16 protein-coding genes and 1 tRNA gene are annotated in these 23,094 nt (G+C 46.0%); 9 read left to right on the top strand and 8 right to left on the bottom strand.

From position 1 onward, the window contains the following. Positions 1 to 11: 11 nt before the first annotated feature. Entirely contained in the window at positions 12 to 317 is a 306-nt protein-coding gene (locus A3860_RS22630) for a hypothetical protein (RefSeq protein ID WP_081150249.1), read from the bottom strand. A gap of 187 nt (positions 318 to 504) precedes the next feature. Between A3860_RS22630 and A3860_RS22625 the strand changes: the two genes are divergently transcribed. Then, on the top strand, positions 505 to 954 hold the full coding sequence (locus A3860_RS22625) for a response regulator (protein ID WP_081150247.1): 450 nt from the start codon (positions 505 to 507) through the stop codon (positions 952 to 954). A gap of 41 nt (positions 955 to 995) precedes the next feature. On the opposite strand, the gene A3860_RS22620 is transcribed toward A3860_RS22625, so the two are convergent. The 3 genes from A3860_RS22620 to A3860_RS22610 all read right to left on the bottom strand — a co-directional run bounded on the left by A3860_RS22620 (position 996) and on the right by A3860_RS22610 (position 9,733). Further along, complete coding sequence (locus tag A3860_RS22620) at positions 996 to 2,291, bottom strand: ATP-binding protein (protein ID WP_081150245.1); 1,296 nt, start codon at positions 2,289 to 2,291, stop codon at positions 996 to 998. A gap of 24 nt (positions 2,292 to 2,315) precedes the next feature. Beyond that, complete coding sequence (locus A3860_RS22615) at positions 2,316 to 8,759, bottom strand: HAMP domain-containing protein (protein ID WP_216823491.1); 6,444 nt, start codon at positions 8,757 to 8,759, stop codon at positions 2,316 to 2,318. A gap of 368 nt (positions 8,760 to 9,127) precedes the next feature. Further along, positions 9,128 to 9,733 carry a GNAT family N-acetyltransferase gene (locus A3860_RS22610; protein ID WP_081150243.1) on the bottom strand — a complete coding sequence of 202 codons (606 nt, stop codon included), beginning with the start codon at positions 9,731 to 9,733 and terminating at the stop codon, positions 9,128 to 9,130. A gap of 567 nt (positions 9,734 to 10,300) precedes the next feature. On the opposite strand from A3860_RS22610, the gene A3860_RS22605 reads away from it, so the two are divergent. Continuing rightward, on the top strand, positions 10,301 to 11,281 hold the full coding sequence (locus A3860_RS22605) for a helix-turn-helix transcriptional regulator (RefSeq protein ID WP_081150241.1): 981 nt from the start codon (positions 10,301 to 10,303) through the stop codon (positions 11,279 to 11,281). A gap of 650 nt (positions 11,282 to 11,931) precedes the next feature. Here the strand turns inward: A3860_RS22605 and A3860_RS22600 are convergent. Next, positions 11,932 to 13,200 (bottom strand): FecR family protein, encoded by a 1,269-nt coding sequence (locus tag A3860_RS22600; protein WP_081150239.1) that lies wholly within the window; start codon positions 13,198 to 13,200, stop codon positions 11,932 to 11,934. 143 nt (positions 13,201 to 13,343) lie between these two features. Beyond that, on the bottom strand, positions 13,344 to 13,940 hold the full coding sequence (locus tag A3860_RS22595; RefSeq protein WP_081150237.1) for an RNA polymerase sigma-70 factor: 597 nt from the start codon (positions 13,938 to 13,940) through the stop codon (positions 13,344 to 13,346). A 357-nt stretch (positions 13,941 to 14,297) separates the two neighbouring features. Between A3860_RS22595 and A3860_RS22590 the strand changes: the two genes are divergently transcribed. From A3860_RS22590 to A3860_RS22565, 6 genes are all read left to right on the top strand, one after another. Next, positions 14,298 to 14,858 carry an RNA polymerase sigma-70 factor gene (locus A3860_RS22590; protein ID WP_081150235.1) on the top strand — a complete coding sequence of 187 codons (561 nt, stop codon included), beginning with the start codon at positions 14,298 to 14,300 and terminating at the stop codon, positions 14,856 to 14,858. A gap of 46 nt (positions 14,859 to 14,904) precedes the next feature. Then, positions 14,905 to 15,903 carry a FecR family protein gene (locus A3860_RS22585; RefSeq protein ID WP_081150233.1) on the top strand — a complete coding sequence of 333 codons (999 nt, stop codon included), beginning with the start codon at positions 14,905 to 14,907 and terminating at the stop codon, positions 15,901 to 15,903. Positions 15,904 to 15,972: 69 nt separating this feature from the next. Further along, complete coding sequence (locus A3860_RS22580; protein ID WP_081150231.1) at positions 15,973 to 18,552, top strand: TonB-dependent receptor; 2,580 nt, start codon at positions 15,973 to 15,975, stop codon at positions 18,550 to 18,552. A gap of 2 nt (positions 18,553 to 18,554) precedes the next feature. Further along, positions 18,555 to 19,595 carry a DUF4249 domain-containing protein gene (locus tag A3860_RS22575; protein WP_081150229.1) on the top strand — a complete coding sequence of 347 codons (1,041 nt, stop codon included), beginning with the start codon at positions 18,555 to 18,557 and terminating at the stop codon, positions 19,593 to 19,595. 150 nt (positions 19,596 to 19,745) lie between these two features. Next, a complete protein-coding gene (locus A3860_RS22570; protein WP_081150227.1) occupies positions 19,746 to 20,567 on the top strand; it encodes a glycosyltransferase family 2 protein in 822 nt (273 codons plus the stop codon). A gap of 29 nt (positions 20,568 to 20,596) precedes the next feature. After that, complete coding sequence (locus A3860_RS22565; protein WP_245843599.1) at positions 20,597 to 21,364, top strand: polysaccharide deacetylase family protein; 768 nt, start codon at positions 20,597 to 20,599, stop codon at positions 21,362 to 21,364. A gap of 1 nt (position 21,365) precedes the next feature. Here the strand turns inward: A3860_RS22565 and A3860_RS22560 are convergent, their stop codons facing one another. After that, positions 21,366 to 21,839, bottom strand: coding sequence for a 23S rRNA (pseudouridine(1915)-N(3))-methyltransferase RlmH (locus tag A3860_RS22560; RefSeq protein ID WP_081150223.1), 474 nt, complete (start codon positions 21,837 to 21,839; stop codon positions 21,366 to 21,368). A 97-nt stretch (positions 21,840 to 21,936) separates the two neighbouring features. Further along, complete coding sequence (locus A3860_RS22555; protein ID WP_081150221.1) at positions 21,937 to 22,350, bottom strand: hypothetical protein; 414 nt, start codon at positions 22,348 to 22,350, stop codon at positions 21,937 to 21,939. A 644-nt stretch (positions 22,351 to 22,994) separates the two neighbouring features. On the opposite strand from A3860_RS22555, the gene A3860_RS22545 reads away from it, so the two are divergent. Next, positions 22,995 to 23,068, top strand: a tRNA-Arg gene (locus tag A3860_RS22545). Positions 23,069 to 23,094 lie beyond the last annotated feature (26 nt).

Raw genomic sequence — 23,094 nt, 5'->3', positions numbered from 1 at the left:
CGGGGAAGGCATCAGTTCATGAGGTTGATCAGGGTTTGCTTTTCGGGTAATTCGGTAAAAACGTATACCGGAATTTCATCTATTTCGTTGTTTACCCGCAGGGTTTTCAGGTGATCAACATACCCTACTTCCGGATTATTAACATATACGATAATAAGGTCCGGCACCCTGCTGTCGAGCATTTCCTCCAGTTGTTGAAAATTCTCTACATAATCCGTTTCAACAGGGACCGGCAGATGCTGCAACAACTGTTTCATAGTGTGTACCTTTTCGCTGTGGTCGTAAAACAATATAATATACCTGGATTTTGCCTGCATACTTTACTGTTTTTATACGGCAATAACCTAAAAATTGTATTCCATCATTGGGATTTAGATTGTATTTTCGGTATTCTTATTGCCGTAAATTACCGGTTTTAACATTTAAAAAAGTGCTGTAACTGGTTTGTGATTTTCTTCTCCGGACCAAATCGGGAGGAGAGAGCAGGTTAAAAAAAGTAAATATATGAACGTTTCGAATCAGTATCCAACAAATGTACTAATTGCGGAAGATGACGACGAGGACTACCTGATCTTTTCACTGGCGATCGAAGAACTTTCCTTTAAAGTGATATTATCAAGGGCAGAAAACGGCGATATTCTTTTTAAATTGTTGGACGAAAAAAACCCCGATATAGTTTTCCTTGACCTGTTAATGCCGTGCAAAGACGGGCGGCAATGCCTGCGCGAGATCAGGTCGAACCGGAAATACGATTCCATTCCCATTATCGTATATACATCATTGAGCGATCTGCAAAATATTGAGTTCTGTTACCGGGAGGGATCGAACCTGTATGCGATAAAACCGCATACCTTACTGGAGTTAAAAACAATTTTGGAGAAGATCTTCAGCATCGACTGGAAGAAGGTGCTTTACTTTCCGCCCCGTTCCATGTTCGTGTTGAATCCACAATAAAATATTTATACCCGCCCCGGCTATTGCCGGGGCGGAATTCCTTATTTCTTTCCCAACATCAAAAACGCATTTGTATCCCCATTGGGCTCCCCTGTATTTTCAACATTGGCCTGGTGAACAGGCAATGAAATAATAAAGGTAGAACCTTTGCCTACTTTACTTTGCACAGAGATATAGCCGTTGTGCTTTTCAACGATCTTCTTACATAACGTAAGGCCAATACCCGTGCCTTCAAATTCACTATGCACATGCAGCCGCCTGAACATGTCGAAGATCTGTTCGGCATATACCTGGTCGAACCCAATGCCATTATCCTGAACATAGATGCGGCAATACTGCACCGGCTCCTTATTGGAAGTGGTGGCCGTTATTATTTCAGAATAGATCCTGATATCCGGCGGCTCCTCCTTCTTACTGTACTTCAGCGCATTGCTCAGCAGGTTCTCGAACAGGGGGCGCATCAATCCCTGGTTTACATCAATGGCCGGCAGCTCGGCAATTTCAAAGCGGGCTTTTTTATCCTGAATGATGGCGTCGAGCTCATCCATCGCTTCCTGCACAATGATATTGAGATTGATATTTACAAAAATGTCTTTCTCATTATTGATACGCGAGAATGCAAGGATATCGCTGATGAGCGTTTGCATGCGAATGGCGGCATTCTGAATACGGTTGATGTAATTGATGGCCGGGGTGTCGAGCACCGCCTGGTATTTTACAAATAACAGATCGCTGAAGGTCCTGATCTTGCGCAGGGGCTCCTGCAAGTCGTGCGAGGCCATGAACGCAAACCGGTCGAGATCGCGGTTGGCCGATTCGAGCAGCGCTATGTTCTCGAGCAACTGCCGGTTTAGCTCCTTCACCCGTTCTTCACTCGACTTACGCTCGTTTATTTCCATCTCCAGGTTGCGGTTGATGATCGTCAGCCGCTTCTCCTGCTCAATGAGGCGATGATTTTTTCGGTACAGGTCAACCAGCACCCCTACTTTCGCCCGCAGTAATTCGGAATTAATGGGTTTGTAGATGTAATCTACCGCGCCCATGCGGTAGCCTTTGAAAATATTATCCTCACCATAATTATTGGCAGTAATAAAAATGATGGGTATGTGTTTTAGTTTTTCGCGTTCATAAATAAGGGCAGCTGTTTCGAACCCGTTCAGGTTGGGCATTTTAACATCCATTAAAATCAACGCAAAGTCAATTTCATTCAACAGGATCTTCAATGCCTGGCTGCCCGAAGCTGCCTTGATAAAAACATATCCATCAGGGGCCAGAATGGCCTCCATAGACATTAAATTATCTTCGCGATCATCTACTAATAGAATTTTTGGACGCATGGTTACGATTTCCTGGTTTACTAACTATTTATAGAACCACACTCTCATTAAAGACAACAATTGATCGATCTTCAATGGCTTTGTAATATAATCCGAGGCTCCTGCTTCAATACATTTCTGCCTGTCGCCTTTCATCGCTTTTGCCGTAACTGCAATTATAGGCAAGGTACTGTTCTTATGTTCGCGCCTTATCTTTTGCGTGGTTTCATAGCCATCCATCTCAGGCATCATGATATCCATCAGTACCATATCTATCTTCGGATTGTCGTCCCGGATAATATTAATAGCTTCCTTTCCACTTTCGGCGGTGATCACATTGATATTATAACGCTCAAACACAGTGGTTAGTGCAAATAAATTACGCACATCGTCATCCACTACCAATATGTTCTTGCCAGTGAGAATATCTTCCTTTTTACGAATATTCTCGATCACCTTCCGTTTTTCGGCCTGCAGGTCTTTGTGGTTGATGTGCAGGTGCAGCACAGTTTCTTCGAGCAGGTGCTCCAGCGAGTTCACTCCTTTTAACAGGATCTTGCTCGACACGTTGTTCAATTGTTGCAATTCCTTTTTATTGAATTCCCGGGCCGAGTACATGATCACCGGGGTTAACCGGGGTTTGTTTTCAGCCACCAGGTTCACCAGATCCTGACCAGGCAGGTCGGGCAGCGAATAATCGAGGATAATGCAATCGAAATCCCTGCTGTTGATATCATGCATGGCCTTTTCGCCGGTTTCGGCCAGCGTCACCTGCATGTTATCGGTGCTCAGCAATTTAACGATCTGTGAAGCGTCTACTTCGTTATCCTCTACCACCAGGATCTGTTTTACATCTTTCTTATTGAATGAGATAATATCATCGAACAGGTCGTTGAGCGATTCATTATCCAGCGGTTTTAGCCTGAAGCTGCGGGCCCCGCGTTTCAGAGCCAGGCTGCGGTTCTCTTCGCCCGAGATCAAATGTATGGGTATATGGCGGTAGCTGAGGTCATTGCGCAACAGTTCCATTACCTTCCAGCCGCTGGTATCGGGCAACTTCACATCGAGCGTTATGGCGATGGGGGTAAAGCGGTTGATGAAATCGAATACCTCTATATAGTTGGTGGCTACGATCGCCTTCAACCCATATTGATGCGCCTTTTCAATGATGATCTTACCAAAGCGGATGTCATCTTCAACTATCAGGAGGGCTTTTTCGTTCGGTTGTACATTATTGCGGTCGTCGCCGGTATCGTTGATCATTTCGCTCACAATATGCAAACCACCGCTATCATTGCCTTCACCGGTAACCCTTATTGAATTTAACAGGGTATCAATTTCCCCGCTGTCGCTGCCCAACTGGTACTGGTATTCGCTCAGGTTGAGGTTGGCCGGTGCTTCGCGCGTTACCACGCCCGATACGTTATCAATAGGCAGGAACAGGGTGAACGTACTTCCCGTTCCCGGCGTGCTGTCGAGCTCAATGGTTCCACCTAACAGTTCGGTCAACCCGCGGCTGATCGACAGGCCCAAACCGGTTCCGCCATATTTACGGCTGGTACTTCCTTCGGCCTGTTGAAAGGCTTCAAAGATGATGCTTTGTTTTTCGAGCGGGATACCAATACCCGTATCACTGATGGCAAAGGCCACCACGCGTTGCGCGTTGTCGAGCGAGGAATTACCGGGTTTCCAGTTGCGGTTGGCTTCATAGATCTTCAGCTTCACCTCTCCTTTTTCTGTAAACTTGAAGGAGTTCGACAACAGGTTCTTCAGGATCTGGTTCAACCGTTGTATATCGGTTTCCATTGTCTCCGGCAACTTGGTATCGGTTTCAATGGTAAAGCGCAAATGCCGTGCTTCGGCAATGGGTTTGAAGGTGGTTTCCACAAAGCCGGTGATCTCGTAATACCGTACCGGCGCTATGTTGGCCGTAATGAACCCCGATTCGATCTTCGACAGGTCGAGGATGTCGTTGATCAGTTGTATAAGGTCATCACCGCAGGAGTGGATCGTTTTCGCATAGCGGATCTGCTTTTCGGTTAAGTTGCCTTCGGCATTTTCGTACAGTTGCTGCGCAAGGATCAGCAAGCTGTTCAGCGGCGTACGCAACTCGTGCGACATATTCGCCAGGAACTCCGATTTATATTTCGAGGTCAGTGTTAACTGCTCTGCTTTTTCTTCGAGTGAGCGCCGCGCTTCTTCCACCTCCTTGTTCTTGGCTTCCACCTCATTCTTTTGTTTTACCAGCAACAGCGCTTTATCCTGCAGCTCATCGTTGGTGCGGCGCAACTCTTCCTGTTGTACTTTCAACTCACTGGCCAACGATTGCGACTGGGTCAGCAGCTCTTCGGTACGGGTATTCGCTTCAATGGTGTTCAACACGATACCGATACTTTCTGTAAGCTGGCTCAGGAAGTCGAGGTGGGTTTGGCTGAACGATTCCAGCGAGGCCATCTCAATAACCGCTTTCACATTGTTCTCGAACAACACCGGCTGAATGATCACGTTGGCTGGTTTGGCTTTACCCAGCGCCGAACTGATGCGAATGTAATTGGAAGGCACATTCGACAAAATAATGCGTTCCTTATCGAGGGCCACCTGCCCCACCAGCCCTTCGCCGATCGCAAATTCGGTTTGAAAGTTCTTATCTGATTTATAACCATAAGCCGCAAACAGGCTCAGGTTTACAACCTGGGTATCATCGTCCTGCTTCAGGATATAGAAGGCGCCGAAATGCGCGCTTACCACACGGGCCAGCTCCGATAATATTTTTTGTGTTACCGTCTTCAGGTCGCGCTGGCCCTGCAGCATTTGCCCGAATTTGGCGAGGTTCGATTTCAGCCAGTCCTGCTCCTGGTTACGCAAGGTGGTTTCGCGCAGGTTGCTGATCATCTGGTTAATGGTATCTTTCAGGGCTTCCACTTCGCCCTTTGCTTCCACGCGAATGGTACGGGTAAGGTCGCCTTTTGTTACCGCCGAGGCCACTTCAGAAATAGAACGCACCTGGGTGGTAAGGTTCTGCGCCAGCTGGTTCACGTTCTCGGTAAGGTTTTTCCAGATACCGCTTGCACCGGGCACACTGGCCTGACCGCCCAACCGCCCTTCAACCCCCACCTCACGGGCAACGGTAGTTACCTGGTCGGCAAACGTCGCCAGCGTATCGATCATTTCATTGATGGTATCAATTAACTGCGCTACTTCACCGCGCGATACTATGGTAAGTTTTTGTTTCAGGTTACCGGTTGCCACCGCCGTTACCACCTTGGCGATACCACGCACCTGGTTGGTAAGGTTACTGGCCATCATGTTCACACTATCGGTAAGGTCTTTCCAGGTTCCCGCAACCCCGCGTACTTCAGCCTGTCCGCCCAGTTTACCTTCTGTACCTACCTCACGGGCCACACGCGTTACTTCAGAGGCAAAGCTCTGCAGCTGGTTCACCATGGTATTGATGGTGTTTTTGAGATCGAGGATCTCCCCTTTTACGTCGATGGCCACGGTTTTCGACAGGTCGCCACTGGCCACCGCCTTGGTTACTTCGGCAATATTACGCACCTGGTCGGTAAGGTTACCGGTCATCTGGTTCACCGAGTCGGTAAGGTCTTTCCAGGTGCCGGCCACACCCGGCACAAACGCCTGTCCGCCCAGTTTACCATCGGTACCCACTTCACGCGCCACACGCGTTACTTCAGAGGCAAAGGCACGCAGCTGGTCAACCATCGTGTTCAGCGTTTCTTTCAGCTGCAGGATCTCACCACGTACGTCAACCGTAATTTTCTTCGACATGTCGCCATTGGCCACCGCAATGGCCACTTCGGCAATGTTACGCACCTGGTCGGTAAGGTTACCGGCCATCTGGTTTACCGAGTCGGTGAGATCTTTCCAGGTGCCGGCCACACCGGGCACGTTTGCCTGTCCGCCCAATTTACCATCGGTACCTACCTCACGCGCCACACGCGTTACTTCAGAGGCAAAACCGCGCAGCTGGTCAACCATCGTATTGATGGTGTTCTTGAGCTCCAGGATCTCCCCTTTTACGTTCACATCTATCTTTCGGCTAAGGTCGCCATTGGCCACCGCTGTGGTTACCTCGGCGATGTTACGCACCTGCGAGGTAAGGTTACTCGCCATTTTATTTACACTATCCGTTAAGTCTTTCCAGGTGCCGGCCACACCGGGCACATCCGCCTGTCCGCCCAGTTTACCTTCCGATCCCACTTCACGCGCCACACGCGTTACTTCCGAAGCAAAACCATTCAACTGGTCAACCATCGTGTTGATGGTGTTCTTCAGCTCCAGGATCTCGCCTTTTACATCCACCGTGATCTTACGGCTAAGGTCACCCTTGGCCACCGCGGTGGTCACTTCGGCAATGTTACGCACCTGGTTGGTAAGGTTGCTGGCCATCATGTTCACCGAATCGGTAAGGTCTTTCCAGGTTCCGGCCACACCACGCACTTCGGCCTGGCCGCCCAGCTTTCCTTCCGACCCCACTTCACGCGCCACACGCGTTACTTCAGAGGCAAAACCACGCAGCTGGTCAACCATCGTATTGATCGTATTCTTCAGCTCCAGAATTTCACCGCGCACGTCCACATCGATCTTGCGGCTAAGGTCACCGTTGGCCACCGCTGTGGTTACCTCGGCAATGTTACGCACCTGTGAGGTAAGGTTACTGGCCATGATATTTACACTATCTGTTAAGTCTTTCCAGGTTCCGCCCACACCGCGTACTTCGGCCTGGCCGCCCAGCTTCCCTTCCGATCCCACTTCACGCGCCACACGCGTTACTTCAGACCCAAATGAGTTCAGCTGGTCAACCATCGTATTGATTGTATTCTTCAACTCCAGGATCTCTCCTTTTACATCCACCGTGATCTTACGGCTAAGGTCACCCTTGGCCACCGCGGTGGTTACCTCGGCAATGTTACGCACCTGGCCGGTAAGGTTACTGGCCATCCCGTTCACCGAGTCGGTAAGGTCTTTCCAGGTGCCGGCCACGCCTTTTACCTGCGCCTGCCCGCCCAGTTTACCTTCGGTACCTACTTCCAACGCCACACGCGTTACTTCAGACGAGAAGGAGTTCAACTGGTCAACCATCGTATTGATGGTATTTTTCAATTCGAGGATCTCACCGCGTACGTCCACTGTGATCTTACGGCTAAGGTCACCCTTTGCCACGGCCGTGGTTACCTCGGCGATATTACGTACCTGACCGGTAAGGTTACTCGCCATTTGGTTTACCGAGTCGGTAAGGTCTTTCCATACCCCACCTACCCCTTTTACTTTTGCCTGGCCGCCCAGCTTACCTTCTGACCCTACTTCACGCGCCACACGCGTTACCTCGGCCGAGAAGGAGTTCAACTGGTCAACCATTGTATTGATCGTATTTTTTAACTCGAGGATCTCCCCTTTTACGTCTACTGTGATCTTACGGCTAAGGTCACCCTTTGCCACCGCGGTGGTTACTTCGGCAATGTTGCGCACCTGGCCGGTAAGGTTACTCGCCATCTGGTTCACCGAATCGGTAAGGTCTTTCCAGGTTCCGGCCACGCCTTTTACCTGCGCCTGCCCGCCCAGTTTACCTTCGGTACCTACCTCCAGCGCCACACGCGTTACCTCTGAAGAGAAGGAGTTTAACTGGTCAACCATCGTGTTGATGGTATTTTTCAATTCGAGGATCTCCCCCTTTACGTCTACCGTGATCTTTTTCGACAGGTCACCTTTTGCCACCGCGGTGGTTACCTCGGCAATGTTACGCACCTGACCGGTAAGGTTACTGGCCATTTGGTTCACCGAGTCGGTAAGGTCTTTCCATACCCCACCCACGCCTTTTACTTTTGCCTGTCCGCCCAGTTTACCTTCAGAACCCACTTCACGGGCCACACGCGTTACCTCCATGGAAAACAGGTTCAGCTGTTTCACCATGTCGTTCACTTCCTTGGCAATAGTGGCAAATTCTCCCTGCAATACGTGGCCACCGATCTCGAGCGGCATTTCTTTCGACAGGTTACCTTTTGCCACCGAGCTAATTACATCGGCGATCTCGATGGTGGGGTGCACCAGGTCACTGATGAGGATGTTCAACGATTCAACACCGGTGCGCCAGGCGCCGCGGGCATTGGGCAACTCAATACGCTGGTTCAGCTTACCCTGCTTACCGATGGTATTACCGGCACGGGTAAACTCCATCATCATTTTTTCGTTGAGGGAAATTATTTCGTTGAGCGTATCGCAGATCTTTCCGCTGAGGCCTACCTGGTCAATGGGCATGCGCACACTGAAGTTCCCGTTCTTTACCTGGGTAAGCACCTGCAACAACTCGCGGGAATCGAGAAAGCCGCTTAGCTGCCGCTGATTGTTCTCTATATCTGCTTCGCTTAATGATATTTTGGAGTTCTTTTTTGAAGAGGGATGTTTACCATTCACAGGCACTGCCGCTATTTCTTGCTTCGCCGGGCGGGTAGTATTGGGTTTTGAACGCGCCATAATCAGGTTTTTTAATGTTTACTTTTAAAATTGAGAAACCGGTCTGCTGGAGAATTGCACAGGAGCTGATGAGCCAACAATCGATGTTTGGAGATAGCGATCCTGCACGGTACAATGTTGCCGTCTTTTGAAACAAACGGCGTTCCGTTTTTTTGGTAATAATTCATACAGCTTTTTCCAGGTTTTTGGGCAAAAAGTTTAAATCAGAAACTACTATATAATCCCCATTTAGGCTACGCCACCCCAAAATGGGCAAAGCGCTACCCAAACAATTGATAAAAAATCATATCGTCTACTGAAAAATGTATCTATTTAATTACGGGGCCAGATACCAAAAAAGATAACAAAACAATTTAATATAAATATGCCTACATCAGGCGCGTATACTGATATACTTTCGCCGGCTGTTCGCCATCGATGGTTAATTCGCGCAGTGATTTGTGTAAGCCGAAGCCGGTATTGAGGGCTACTTTATTTCGGGCCGCATCGCTTACCGGTATCACCCAAAAAATGCGTTTTACTTCAATACAGGAAAAGAAGTAACTGAGGCAGGTTTGTAAGATCTGTATTGTTATTTGAGGAAAGTCGCTGATGACAGGCATTACCGGCACATATATTCTGAAATCGCCTTCCCGGGCATCAACAGCATCTTTCAGCTCGTCGTGCAACACCTGGTATACCTCCAGCTGACCAATAGGCGTAATACCGTTCAGCAATACCATAAAAGCCTGGGCATAGGTGCTTTCGGCCAGCAGTATGAAGAACACCCGCAACTGGTCGGCCGGCAAACCGGCCTTGCCGGGGTACCCATCGGTTAGCCATTCCTGAATGACGTTAATGTCGTTATTGTCATGCATCGATACCGGGCGTAAACTGATCAAATAACCGGGTACCAGCTCTTTTTGCAGTACAATGGGTTGTTCTTTTCGTACGTTGAGTGATTGGCAAAGGGAATCGGGGATTGGGGTTGTCATAATTTAGATAAGAAAACATGATTTTTTTTAAAAAAAACCGGGAGATCGGATAAAGGTGGTGTTTTTGCAGGTATCGGAATTAATGAAATGGCGGGGTTCAACACTTCATTGGTAAAATAAGCTATTTTTTTATGGTAATACTAAACAGACACGTGTTTTTTAATAAACTCCGGTTGAATACCACTGTTACCTGTACTATCAGCTGATGAGGCTATCTGCAGGCACTAATTGAAACCCGCGTTAGCACTGCTCTTCACAAAATTTTAAAGCGGAATTCGTAATTGATTGGAAAAAAATTCCCTTACCTTTAGCCGGTGCTGCGTCTTTCTCTACCATGCATATTATAGCATACCTACAACATCCCCACAAGGGCCTGATGATCGCGCTGCACAATGGATCTGATACTAACGTTTGGCAATAGGTGGTTCACCTATCTGGTTATCATTTACAGTAGGCTGTTCTCAAAAGAATAATGACAGTTCACCTGGCTCTGGCGCATGCTATTTCAATATGGCATTGCACAGTAAACCACTGTGTGAAAAATAGCCCATTAAATCATTGGTAGGTATGCTAATAAAATTGATCGCTGATAATGATAAAGAGTTGGTGTTAACAGATCAACTTCCGGAAGTACTGGATAAATACCTGGTTGCGGGTGCAACGGGTATTTCGGCATCGGGCACCTTTGGCCATGTGCTGTTTCAGCAAATACAGAGTGAGGCAATAACTGTACGGTTGCAACATTTTATACTGAACCGGGGCTGTACCATCGTTATGCAGGAGTACGACCCCATGCTGAAGCTGCGCTTTCATTTAACCAATCATATACAGTATCATATTGAAGGACTGGGCAATCTGGTATTTTATGAACAGGGGTATAATCTATTGTATATTCCTTTTCAGCATAACCGGTTGCATTTTCAACATGCGGGTGTTTATTTTTCAGTAGACATTGAATTTCCGACTGAAACCCTGGACGAAAAATTACCACCTTTAGTTCTGATGAATGATTTTCAGAAAAAAGTTTTACACGAACAACCGGCCATGCTGGTACCGGTTAACCAGGTGGCCGACCGGGGGCTGCTGGCAAAAGTGCATCAGTTACTGCAAATGGGTAAACGGTCAACATCTGTGCTGCAGATGAAAAGCATGGGTTTATTAACGTTATGCCTTGAAAATATTTCGGAACGTCCTTTATGGGAACCTGTAACCCTTTCCATGCAGGAAGCGCAGGCAATTTACGGGATCAGAAAAAAAATGGAAGACGATCTGCAACACGACTGGACGCTCAAAGAGATCACCCAGCTAACGGGATTGAATGATTATAAACTCAAGACAGGATTTCACCAGTTGTACCAGAGCAGCCCGGCCGATTATTTACGCGATATACGAATGGAAAAAGCGTGGCAGTTGTTATCGGGGAAAAAATATTCGGTATCGCAAGTGGCAGAAGAAGTAGGGTATACTAATTTAAGTGCTTTTTCGAAGGCATTTAAGAAGTACTATAATATAACGGCCCGTGAACGAAGTAAGGAACATAGTGAGTAATGCCGTTACCGGTTCTCTGTTACATGTTACAAGTTACAGGTTACAGGGCCAGCCTCAAGTTAATCCGTATTTCCCTGCAACTTGAAACCTGAAACTTGTAACTGTAGTTTCGCTATGAGAACTTGGCAAAACTGACAAACAAATAAACTATATATAGGCTTAAAAAAAATATTGCCTTTTCGCGTTTTTGGCAAAATGTTTTTGCAGGTGAAATTTGGAATTGGAGCAGCAGGCTTTGTACCTTTGAATTGGCGTTGCGTCAGGTGATGATAATTGTTATATCAGTATAAGCCCGAAAATTCCAATCCGTCACTATCTAAAGACCTTTGATCACCTGCCCTGTTGGTTGCCAAATTTCAGGAAACAACGTAAAAAATCATCGTCTACATTTCATAAGATAAGGTTTATCATGGTATTGGTTGAATAGTGTAATACTCCTGCGCTGGTAGTGAACGCATATCAGTATAACCGGTAAATTGGTTAAGCCAAAGCATGCTATTGTGAGGGTTTGCTTGGCCTTACTCATTTAACACTCGCTCCTTTCGCACATCATCATCCGGTTAGTTATATGCTCATTACCGGCGCATGTGTTTTACCCCCAGCCCCCTAAAGGGGGAGTAAGAACTTCAAACCCTTAGTTCACTATCAAATTATGGCTTAACTATTATCTTGTGATTTTGCTGCAAGGTGAGGTGAACACCGTTATACTCCAACAGCTTCATAACAACGGAGAGATTGTTTTTCAGTGGGAGCGTTCCTGTAAATGTATAGTTGGAGGTATTTCCCTGATAGCTTATTTCTACATTATACCAGCGGGCCAGTATGCGCATGATGGTCTTTACATCGGCATTTTTCAGCGTAACCAACCCATCCTTCCAGCCGGCCACATCTTCCACATCTTCCACTTCAATTACTTTGATGCCATTACCCGCCAACTGCTGTGGTATTTGCGCCTGCTGACCGGGTTGTAACAGCCTGAAGTTATCACCCGGCACCGAGATCTTTACTTTTCCTTTCAATAAAGTTGTTTTGGCTGTTGCTTCATCATCATAGGCCATGATATTGAAACGTGTTCCCAGCACTTCCACCACTTCTAAATTTGCTCCGGCCTGCGATTGCACAGTAACTATAAATGGAAGTTTTTTTGCCAGGCTTTTTACTTCAAAATATACTTCGCCGGTAATGGTCACCCGCCGTTCATTTTCGGTAAACTGTGTGGGATATTTTATAGAGGAGGTGGCATTTAACCATACCTGGCTGCCATCGGGCAACACCAGGCTGTATTGCCCCCCTCTTGGAGTACTTAAGGTATTATATGCGATCACTGCCGGTTGCCTGCCCGCCCCTGCTTGCCGGGGATTACTGGTTGCCGGTTCATACTTCAATTCGCCCTCCTTCGGCTTCAAAACATTCATATTGCCTTCCTGCGCCAGCTGGCCGTTGCCGGCATTGCCCAGGTCAATAACAGCCCCGTTTGATAAAGTGAGTGTTGCCCTGTTGCCACCGGGCGGCACATCTGCCACCACAGGTACATTTTTCCCATTTACAGTGGCGGGTGTTTTATCAGGCATTAAATATTTCCAGGCAAAGGTTCCTGCCGCCAGCAATAACACAGCGGCAGCCGCATAGGCATACCAGCGGCGATAAACGGGCACCGGCTTTTTTACCGTTTCAATTTGGTCACTGATCTTTTGCCACCACCCTTCCATATCAACCTGTTTCAATGCAATGAGGTCGGCCAGCAATTGTTCGCCATCATTCACCTGCTCACATACGCGGGCAAACGAAGGATGGCCCGCTTTCCAGTTTTCCAGCTCCTGCAATTCTGCTTCGGTTATTTCATGCCGTAACTGCTTCAGCAGCAAGGCCGCGAAATAATCTACTTCTCCCATGTGCGGTATATTCAATTCAGTGTCCATAGTTCAATACCCTGATATAGAAACACCATTTCGGGGCTATTCCTTTACAATATCCGTAAATAATTGGGCGCATTAACAAAAGGAGGAATGGTAATTTTCCCGGTTTGTTCATAGTTTGCACAGATTGCGCTCAAATCAATAACTTATGAACTTTCACTATTCATTGCCAGAAAGCAAAGCAATGCCGATAGTAAACCTTTCTTTAATAAGTTGGTCCTGATGAGTTGAATGGCCTTTGCGCGTTGCACCCAAACCGTGTTGATAGAGATCCCAAGCATGGTAGCTATTTCATCGGCGGGGCGGCGCTCGTAGTAGATCAGTTTAAAAATTTCTTTACAGCGATTGGGCAGCTGTTCAATTTCATATTCCACTTCGCGCAGCACTTCTGCATGAACCATAAGACTTAAGGCATGCTCATCGGTTCTTTCCTGTATGCGGTTCAATTCTCTTTTTGATGAATGCTGGCGTTGCGAGTAGCGCAGGTAATTCAAACAGGCATTGCGGGTAGTTATGTACAGAAAGGCTTTAATATTTGGCAGGGTATCGAAGGAGTCGTGCCGGTTCAATAATTTTACAAAACTATCAGCAGCAATATCTTCCCCTTCGCCGTCATTATCGACCAATCGTTTTGCAAAAAAACAAAGACCGGGAAAAAACAGATCATACACGGCCCTGAACGCATGTGTATTCCCTCTCTTAAACTCCAGTAAAAGAGACTTATCCTGAAAATTATGTTTCATTCCTCAATGCTTGTCATCCCTGGCCCCGCGCAAACCAGGGGTACTGAAATTTATGTGCAGTTATTAAAAATCCCCTTTATGCATGTATAACTAACTGACGAATATCGATCATTAAAGCATACGCCCAAAAAAAGTTTGCTGAAAAATACGGTGGCCGCCAACAAACCGGTAATAACATGTATATATAAGTTAATTTACGAAAATCTGTCCGAACCCGTTTGCCGGGGTATATAATTCAACAATTTGCCAGTATTGCGTATTGGCGCGTAACTTGTATATTGTGGCACTATCAAATACATTAAACGTTTTCATTACGAGTTTTTATTACATTTATTGAAATGATTGCCGTACACGGTTATGCAGGAACCTGAACAATTATACCGGTTATTCCAGGAAACTTTTTATAAATACTATGAGCCGCTTTGCAAATATGCTTTTACCATTGTAAAAGAACCACATAGTTGTGAAGACATCGTTCAGGAAACTTTTCTGCGCGTTTGGGAAAAAAAACAAAACCTCATAGGTTCCGAAGAGCTCACCTGGTATTTATATACTGCCATCCGCAATAACTGCCTCAGCTTTCTGGAAAAAAAGCAAAAAACCGTGCTGGGTGAATTTAACGGACAGGAGATCATTGAAACGCCCGGCGAACGCCCGCCGGTTCCAACCAACGAAACCGACTACGACACCCTTTTACAAAACGCCCTGGAAAACCTGCCGCCCAAGTGCCGCGAAGTATTCGTTTTGAGCCGGGTAAGCAACCTCACCTACAAACAGATCAGCGACTCCCTGGGAATTTCAATAAAAACTGTTGAGAACCAAATGGGTAAAGCCCTGAAGATCCTGCGGGCCTACATCAGACAAAAACAGGGATTTCCGGTAATTCTCTGCATATTTTTATTGTTTTTGACGTCATAAGTAGGGGTTTACAACAATTTTATGTTATTACAACAGGATAACCCATATGAACCAACATGAACATATTATAAACCTTATTGCCAAACAACTGCGAGGATTGGCAACTGCTGAGGAAACTGCGGAACTGCAGCAATGGCTGCAGTCAGATGTGGAATGCCGGCAGGTGTATGATGACATGGCGGTCATTTGGCAAAAAACCGGCCCTTTGCTGGCTAACCCTTCATTTAATACCGAAAAAGCCTGGCTGAACCTCGACGACAAAATCACGCAGCTGAACCCCAGGCCCAAATTGCCTTTTCACACCCTTATTTCAACCCTGTTCACCCAACGCGCCGTAGCAGCAATACTGGTGCTGGCCGTGATAGCCATCGGCGGCTACTGGTATAGTGTAAAGACACAATGGAAAACATTTACCGCCACCAATCAAAACGAAACCCTCACCCTGCCCGATCAGTCGGTTGTACTGGTACGCAAGGGCAGCTCGATCAAATACCTGAAAAAATTCGACAAAAAAGAACGCCGCGTAGAACTTACAGGCGAAGCATTCTTTAAAGTGCAACATAAAGAAGATCAACCCTTTTTGGTGACTACCGATAAATCGGAGGTAAAGGTGCTGGGCACTACCTTCCTGGTAAATTCAGGCGAGGCCACCGATGAAGTGGTAGTGGTGACCGGAAAAGTGAATGTGACCTATAAAAACACTACTGAAAGCAGTAACCAGGTTATTCTTACCAAAGGCCAGCAGGCATTGTTAACGCAGGGACATATTTACCAGTCGCCCGTTACCGATTCCAATTTTATTGCCTGGAACAGCGGCCAGCTGGTATTTAATAATACCCCCCTTCCCAAAGTACTGCAGGATATATCGCACTTTTATGGTGTTGAGCTGAAACTGGCACCCGCCCTTACAGCCATTGCCCCAGCCGTGCGCGTAACCGTTGAATTCAACAACCAACCTGTAGACCAGGCCCTGGAAGAACTCAGGCTGATCACCGGGCTGCAGATAAAAAAAGAAAAAGATAAAGTCATATTTTATCGGAAATAAGCAAGTTCTTTGTAATTTTTGGGCTTATAAAAAAACCGATGAACTGCAGGCTATAGCTTCAGTTATAGCATGAAACGACTTTATTGTATATTGGTGGTACTTTTGATTAGTGTACAACTGACCCAGGCTCAACGGCTTAGCCTATTTGCACGCCCCTACACCCCCACCTTTGACCACGGTTCTATTCGCGATTTTCTCAATGATATTAACCTCAACAGCCACATCTTTATTGAATATGCCGACAATTTTATAGATACCGGCAAGATCATTACCCTGCGGGGTTCGCCCGAAACCATTGGCGCCGTTTTGCAGCAGGTACTGGCCGACCAGAAGGTAAACCTGCTCGAAAAAAATAATAAACTCATTCTTACGCCCTCCCCCATTCCCCTGCCGGAGGACTTTTTTATTTCCTGGTATTCGGTATACGGTTACATAAAAGAAACCGTGAGCGGGGAACCACTGGCCGACGCCACCGTGTGGCAACCCGACCGGCAACGTGGCACCTACTCAAACAACCACGGGTATTATACTATATTACTTCCTGAAGGCAGAAATGTTATTTACCTGTCGTATGCGGGTTACGAAACCCACCGCATGGAGATCGACCTGAAGGCAAGCACCCGTATGGATGTGCACCTGACCCCCAAAAGCGAGATCGAGGAAGTTACAGTAACCCCGGCCCCGGCAGCAACAGAAATTGAAGAGAACAAGGCCTCGAAGGAAGCCAACTCGTACGACATCATCCTCGGCGAATCGGATGCCTTGCGCTCATTTTATATGGACCCGGGCGTAAAGAACATTGCCGAGATCACTTACGGTATGCTGGTACGCGGGGGCAGCCCCGATGAGAACGTTTTTTTGCTCGATGGCAATCCAATTTTCAACCCCACGCACCTGTTAGGCACCCTGTCTATTGCCAATAAGACCTCGCTGAAATCGATGTACCTGTACAAAAAGAATTTTCCCGCCCGCTATGGCGGCGGTTTATCGTCGGTAATAGATGTAATGACGAAGGACGGTAATATGCAAAAATGGCAAGGCGAAGCCAATGCGGGTTTGCTGGCCGGCTCCTTTACATTGGAAGGTCCCATAAAAAAAGACCGTTCCTCGATCATGGTGTCGTTTCGCCAAAGCTGGATCAACCCCATCCTGCGCATGCTGAAATCGGGCATTGGCGTAAATTTTTATGACCTGCACTTCAAGTACACGCAATGGCTGGGGAAGAAAGACAAGATCATGATCAACGGCTATGCCGGACACGATGAAATGCAATTGCACCAGAACTATAGCAATAACCAGCAACGCTGGGGCAACAAGGCCGCCTCGCTGAACTGGAACCGCCTGCTTAGCTCACGGGCTTTCATCAATTCCTCTTTTAACGTAAGTAATTATGATAATATAGCCGGGTTCAGGTATACCCTGTACGACAGTACGGGCCGGCTGATGCAAAACAGGGTTTATAACACATATTCATCCATCAGGCAATACAACCTGCGCACCGCGCTGGAGTTTTCGGCCAACAATAACGTAAAGTTCAATATAGGCGGAAAAGCTTCCTACACGCGCATTCGCCCATTCGAAAGCAACGTGTCGGCTGAATTCATTGACCAGCCGGGCGATTTTGAGGCCTTTCCCCCGCTATCGTTCCGCGAAATGGTGCTGTTCTATGAAAATGAGATCAGGCCCGATAAACAATTCTTTTTCCGCCCCGGCGTACGCGTATCTTTTTACCAGTATAACGATTTCAAATATACCTCCTGGCAACCGCGGTTGTATGCGGTATACAAACTCGACAAACATAACCAGCTCGACTTCTCCTATAACCACATGACCCAGTACCTGCACATGGTAACCAACCCCTATATGGGCATTAACAGTGATGCCTGGGTGCCCAGCACGGCCGAGCTCAACCCCGAAGAAAGCGATATGGTAAACCTGGGTTACAGCTATCGCGATAATAAAAAGCTGAACATTTATGCCGACGTTTATTATAAACAGTTGAAGCGGGTTACGAATTACGCCGAAGGCAAGAACCTGTTCCTGAATACGGCCAACTGGGGCGACAACGTGCAGCTGGGCAATGGCTGGTGTTATGGATTTGAAACAAAAGCAGAACGCAACACCGAAAACTGGTATTTACACCTCAGCTATACCCTGTCGTGGAACTGGCGCAAGTTTGCCGATTTGAACAATGGCGCCAAATTTCCGTTTAAATACGACCGCCGCCACGAGATCAATGCCGCGGCTACGTACAAGTACAATAAAAACTGGACCTTTTCAGCATTCTGGATGTTTGCCACCGGCGATGTGTACAGTTTGCCCAATCAGGTATATCCCGATTTTGACGATGCCCAGCAGATCAGCGATCCGCTGGCGCCGCGGGAATACCGGTTGATCTATCATTCATCGAACGCCAAAATGTACCGAACCCTGCCTTATCACCGGCTCGATGTTTCGGCCAGCAATTATCATACGCTGGGCAACCATGTCACCAGCCGGTTAACAGCAGGGGTTTATAATATTTATGGTTCACCCAGCCAGTATGTTTATGACCTGGAAGGGACCCTTGGAAAACGGTCGCTGATCGTAACCACCAAGTACCAGTTTTTTAAAATAACACCCTATGTATCGTATACTGTGACATTTTAAACATGACGAGGAACAAACCACCATATAAGTTGTTGATCTTTTTTGGGGTGCTGCTGATAAGCGCCTGTAAAAAGAATTTTTCGAGCGACCAGTTCGAAGACGATAAACTGGTGGTACTGGCAGAGATCACGGCGGGTGATTCGGTAAAGATCCCTATCGGCAAAACCATTAAGGTAGAGAACGGCAGCCTGATACGTTTTGAAAAAGTGAACGACGCCACCGTTACCATTACCGGCACCAATACAATGAGCTGGGTATGCCAACCCAATTACTCATCGCAATATGCAAACAACCCCACCTCGGTATTTACGAACAGGAACCGCTTTAAATCAAATACCACTTACAAGATCGAGATCAACCACCCTACCCTCGGCATTGTAAAAGCAAGTACCCATATACCCCCGTTTCCCCGGCTTATTTCGGTTGACTCCGCCTCCACCACTTTCAACAATACAGATGTATTTGCCGCCAGTATAACCTGGAAAGACTCGGCAGACTTTGAAGAGTTTTACATTATTGAAGCCGTAAAGGAACTGGTAAAGAACAATCACTGGTTTTGGTACAGGAACAAGCGGTACAGTTACGACACCAAAGAGGGAAAAGAGTTTTATCAACAGGTAAAGAATACCCCGGGGATAAAGATCCTGACCGACACCGTTGGCCTCAACAAGTTTGTTCGGTTAAACGTATATACTGAAGATGGCCAGTCGGAAAATGCAAAGATCGACAAGCTCACCAATCCGTTCCGGCGTATCTTCTTCTCTGACCCCGTATTCAATGGCGAGCTTTACACCACGAAAGTGTATATCGATAAACAATTCTTTGTAAATCCCCCGCAAAAAGGCCGCGTACGGCTGCAATTAAAATCAGTAAGCAGGGAACTGTACAATTACCTGAAGTTGTACGAAAAATACAAGACCGATTTTGGGTCGGTGCCTACCAACCAGCTCATTTCCCCTTCCGGGAATATCGCGAATGGCCTTGGCATTTTTGGCGGCTCGGCCAAAAGAGAACGGGTTTATTATTTTGATGTGCTCCAGTAATTTTTTCATTTGATCTTATAGGGGTATTGTTCATTCTGCCATTTTATAATTGCACAATGTCACAGATGCGATCCAGTACCCTATTGCGACGTTGAAAACCCTTTAGCAAGACCTTGGTATAATAATTTTTTCTCATCTTATCATTACTTTATGATGATTGCAGAAGCCCCTGCCATTCACAGGACTTTATTGCCTGTACCCAAAATGCGTGTAACCGGCCTGAAGGTAAGCGCTGTTATTATTACCTATAATGAAGAGCACATCATTCGCAAAACATTGTCGAAATTATATTGGTGCGATGAGATCATTATAGTTGACAGTCATAGTACCGATAACACCGTTGCCATATGTGAGCAATTCGGATGTACGGTTTATTCACGACAATTTGATGGATATGGTTCCCAAAAACGCTTTGCCGTATCGCTGGTAAAGAACGATTGGGTACTGTGTATTGATGCCGATGAAGTGTTAACCGATGCACTCGTACAGGAGATCATCAGCATAACGGAGAGCGATAGCCCCTATGCCGGTTATGCATTTCCCATGAACCTGGTATTCCTGAACAAGGAGTTCACCCACGGTAAAGAAAGCAGGCGTTATTTTTTGCGACTGTTCAACCGGCAAAAAGGTGGTTTTACTCATGATAAGGTGCATGAAAGTATACAGGTGAGCGGTCCCGTAAAAAAAATGCGGCACATTATACAGCATTATAGCTACTCCAGCATTAATCAATACCTCGAAAAGTTTAACAAGTACACCTCTTATTCAGCGGAAATGGCTTTTCAGAAAGGGAAGAACAAATCGCTGGCAGCCGTGGTGATCGCCATTCCTTTTAACTTTTTCAAATACTATTTACTGGAAAGGAATTTTTTGAATGGCGCCAAAGGCCTGTACTGGTCAACCTTTTCGGCCTACTCTCATTTCGCCAAATATTTAAAAATAAAAGAGCTACACGACAGGGCACAACAATAATGATATACTGGTATATTTTTTCAGCTTTGATGTTGCTGTCATGGTTGGTTTGGCGGGTGCTTGTAAGAGAAAAGATCCCGCAGTTACGGGTATTAATGTACCACAAGGTATCGGGTAATGGCGATCGTGATGGGTTAACGGTGCCCGCTAACAGCCTCGAAGCACAATTCAATTACCTGCTTAAGCAGGGTTATACGCCGTTACTATTAAGCGACCTGCTTAATTATACCCGTACCCAAACTCCCTTACCGCAAAGACCTGTACTTATAACATTCGACGATGGGTACCGCGACAATTTTACGGTCATGTACCCGCTGCTGAAAAAATATGGCATGAAGGCGAATATTTTTTTAGTACCAGCCTTCCTGCAGCCCGAACAGGCACACGATCATGCAAACAATGAATACCTGCAGTTAAGTGATATACAGGCCATGGACCAACAGCTGGTTGAATACGGGCTGCACTCCTATGACCATAAGAGTTATAAAAAACTAACACCTGACGAAATTAACCAGGATATTATAGCTACCAAGAGACTGTTGCAAAGCATGGATATTAGCTATCAGCCCTGCCTGGCCTTCCCCTATGGCGCTTTTCCAAAACGAAACCCTGTTAAACGGCTACAATTTTACAAAACACTTGCCGCCAATGACATTGAGCTGGCTTTTCGCATAGGCAACCGGTTAAACAGGCTGCCGCTTCGCAATCCATTGCTTATTCAGCGGCTCGATATCAGGGGCGATGATCCCTTTGAAAAGTTTGTGAGCTTATTACGAAAGGGGAAGAATAAAATTTAAGCTAAGAATGGTGGTATTTTTCGTTACGTAAAATAGTGCAGGCGCGATAGAGTTGTTCGGCCAGGATCAGGCGCACCAGTTGGTGTGGGAATACCAGTTTCGAGAGCGACCAGGTGGTGTTGGCTCTTTTAAAAACGGCTTCATCGACACCATAAACGCCACCAATGAGGAAAACGAGGGTTTTAGTGCTTTCATTGGCGCGGGCCTGTAAAAAATCGGCCAGTTCGGGAGAAGAGAATGATTTGCCGCGTTCATCGAGCAATACCAGATAATCATCTTTTTTAAGCCATTCGAGAATGGTTTCGCCTTCTTTCTTTTTGAGGTCCATTTCACTGAGCATGCCGGCGTTTTTGGGAGTGGGCATCAGGTTCCATTCAACGGGAAAGTATTTTGAAAGGCGGCGGGTAAAGTCCTCGATGCCTTCCTTTACATATGGTTCATGGTTTTTACCGATTGACCAGCATTGAATTTTCATAATGAAGATTGAGCATTATAAATAGGCCGCTGTAGAATGCTCATGCAATTTAAGGAATATCAGGGAGTTGTAAAAGCGGAGAAAATAGGCGGAGATTTCAGGGGCAATTTTTGTTTACCTGCTCTGTCAGCTTCAATTTATACTGTTCTATTTGCTCTTTGGCTAAAGTAATAGTTTCTTTTTGGGCTTCGGCGAGGTTTTGCGTTAATGCCAGTTCTTTTTGCAGGCGTTTATTTTCTTCGATGACCTTTTGTAATTGACCATTTAATGCCGACACCTCATCATTGCGTAAGCCTTTCATGGGCTCTTCGCTGTAAAAGACGTTTAAAAAATCTTTTTTAAGGGCCACTGAAATAGTTACCAGCAGATCGATTGACACAGAAGCACGAGCATAAATATCTGGCACCGTTTTTTCGTTTTTATTTATAAGGGCACCAAATTCTTTCTGAGTAAGCCGTTTATTCTCTACTTCTGCCTGTATTATTTTACCAATGTGAATGGGAACGGTCATTTGCCAAATTTGATAAACATATCTTCTGATAATGAAAAAAATCACCTCAATTTATTCTACTTATAGTATGAATAAACAAGGCTTTTTTCATTGTTAAAGACACGCTTATTGGGCATGCCGTACAGTTGTGATTATTTAATTAAATGTACCTGTTAAACTTGTGAAAGATCATTTATTCCCTCCTGCTAAAAGACAAAAACAATGCATTATTTAGTTGCAAAGATCTTATGGCTTATTTTTATTGATACGTACTATTTCTAATTTAAACGCGTAGATAGAGCGAGATATGCCAGACCTGGTGTTGCTGGTTTTCTTTTTACTCAAATTGAGTTTTAAATTGCTCAGGTATATTGTACAAAACAACCTAACAATAAGCTTTTTAAAAAATTGTAGCGCAATTGAGCTCTTTTGAAAAAATGTCATCTTTTCCAGTTTTTGTTTAAATAAACCCTGAATTATAAAACTGTAAAGTATCGCAGCCTGGTGCTTTTTCTAAGTGGAAGTATCGGAAAGGATTGTACCAGGCAAATATATTGCTAAACCATCTAAAAAGATTGGAATTTAGGCAGTTTTCCATTTTTTTATTTTCTTTTGGGTTGAATATGAAAGATGTATATCTTTGCCGCCCATTCACGAAAAAAGATGGTCCCGTAGCTCAATTGAATAGAGCATTTGACTACGGATCAAAAGGTTTCAGGTTTGAATCCTGACGGGATCACGAAGAGAGCTTCACAGAAATGTGGA

It is taken from the genome of Niastella vici (genome assembly GCF_002077945.1).
GTDB classification, from domain to species: domain Bacteria; phylum Bacteroidota; class Bacteroidia; order Chitinophagales; family Chitinophagaceae; genus Niastella; species Niastella vici.
This window is presented reverse-complemented; position numbering and strand designations above follow the sequence as displayed.

Bases quoted from the DNA above. Each gene is read 5' to 3' on its own strand.
- A3860_RS22585 (WP_081150233.1), top strand. From the start codon at position 14,905: ATGAACCAACATGAACATATTATAAACCTTATTGCCAAACAACTGCGA.
- A3860_RS22560 (WP_081150223.1), bottom strand. From the start codon at position 21,839: ATGAAAATTCAATGCTGGTCAATCGGTAAAAACCATGAACCATATGTA.
- A3860_RS22565 (WP_245843599.1), top strand. From the start codon at position 20,597: ATGTTGCTGTCATGGTTGGTTTGGCGGGTGCTTGTAAGAGAAAAGATC.
- A3860_RS22630 (WP_081150249.1), bottom strand. From the start codon at position 317: ATGCAGGCAAAATCCAGGTATATTATATTGTTTTACGACCACAGCGAA.
- A3860_RS22575 (WP_081150229.1), top strand. From the start codon at position 18,555: ATGACGAGGAACAAACCACCATATAAGTTGTTGATCTTTTTTGGGGTG.
- A3860_RS22610 (WP_081150243.1), bottom strand. From the start codon at position 9,733: ATGACAACCCCAATCCCCGATTCCCTTTGCCAATCACTCAACGTACGA.
- A3860_RS22555 (WP_081150221.1), bottom strand. From the start codon at position 22,350: ATGACCGTTCCCATTCACATTGGTAAAATAATACAGGCAGAAGTAGAG.
- A3860_RS22595 (WP_081150237.1), bottom strand. From the start codon at position 13,940: ATGAAACATAATTTTCAGGATAAGTCTCTTTTACTGGAGTTTAAGAGA.
- A3860_RS22580 (WP_081150231.1), top strand. From the start codon at position 15,973: ATGAAACGACTTTATTGTATATTGGTGGTACTTTTGATTAGTGTACAA.
- A3860_RS22600 (WP_081150239.1), bottom strand. From the start codon at position 13,200: ATGGACACTGAATTGAATATACCGCACATGGGAGAAGTAGATTATTTC.
- A3860_RS22620 (WP_081150245.1), bottom strand. From the start codon at position 2,291: ATGCGTCCAAAAATTCTATTAGTAGATGATCGCGAAGATAATTTAATG.
- A3860_RS22625 (WP_081150247.1), top strand. From the start codon at position 505: ATGAACGTTTCGAATCAGTATCCAACAAATGTACTAATTGCGGAAGAT.
- A3860_RS22605 (WP_081150241.1), top strand. From the start codon at position 10,301: ATGCTAATAAAATTGATCGCTGATAATGATAAAGAGTTGGTGTTAACA.
- A3860_RS22615 (WP_216823491.1), bottom strand. From the start codon at position 8,759: ATGGCGCGTTCAAAACCCAATACTACCCGCCCGGCGAAGCAAGAAATA.
- A3860_RS22570 (WP_081150227.1), top strand. From the start codon at position 19,746: ATGATGATTGCAGAAGCCCCTGCCATTCACAGGACTTTATTGCCTGTA.
- A3860_RS22590 (WP_081150235.1), top strand. From the start codon at position 14,298: ATGCAGGAACCTGAACAATTATACCGGTTATTCCAGGAAACTTTTTAT.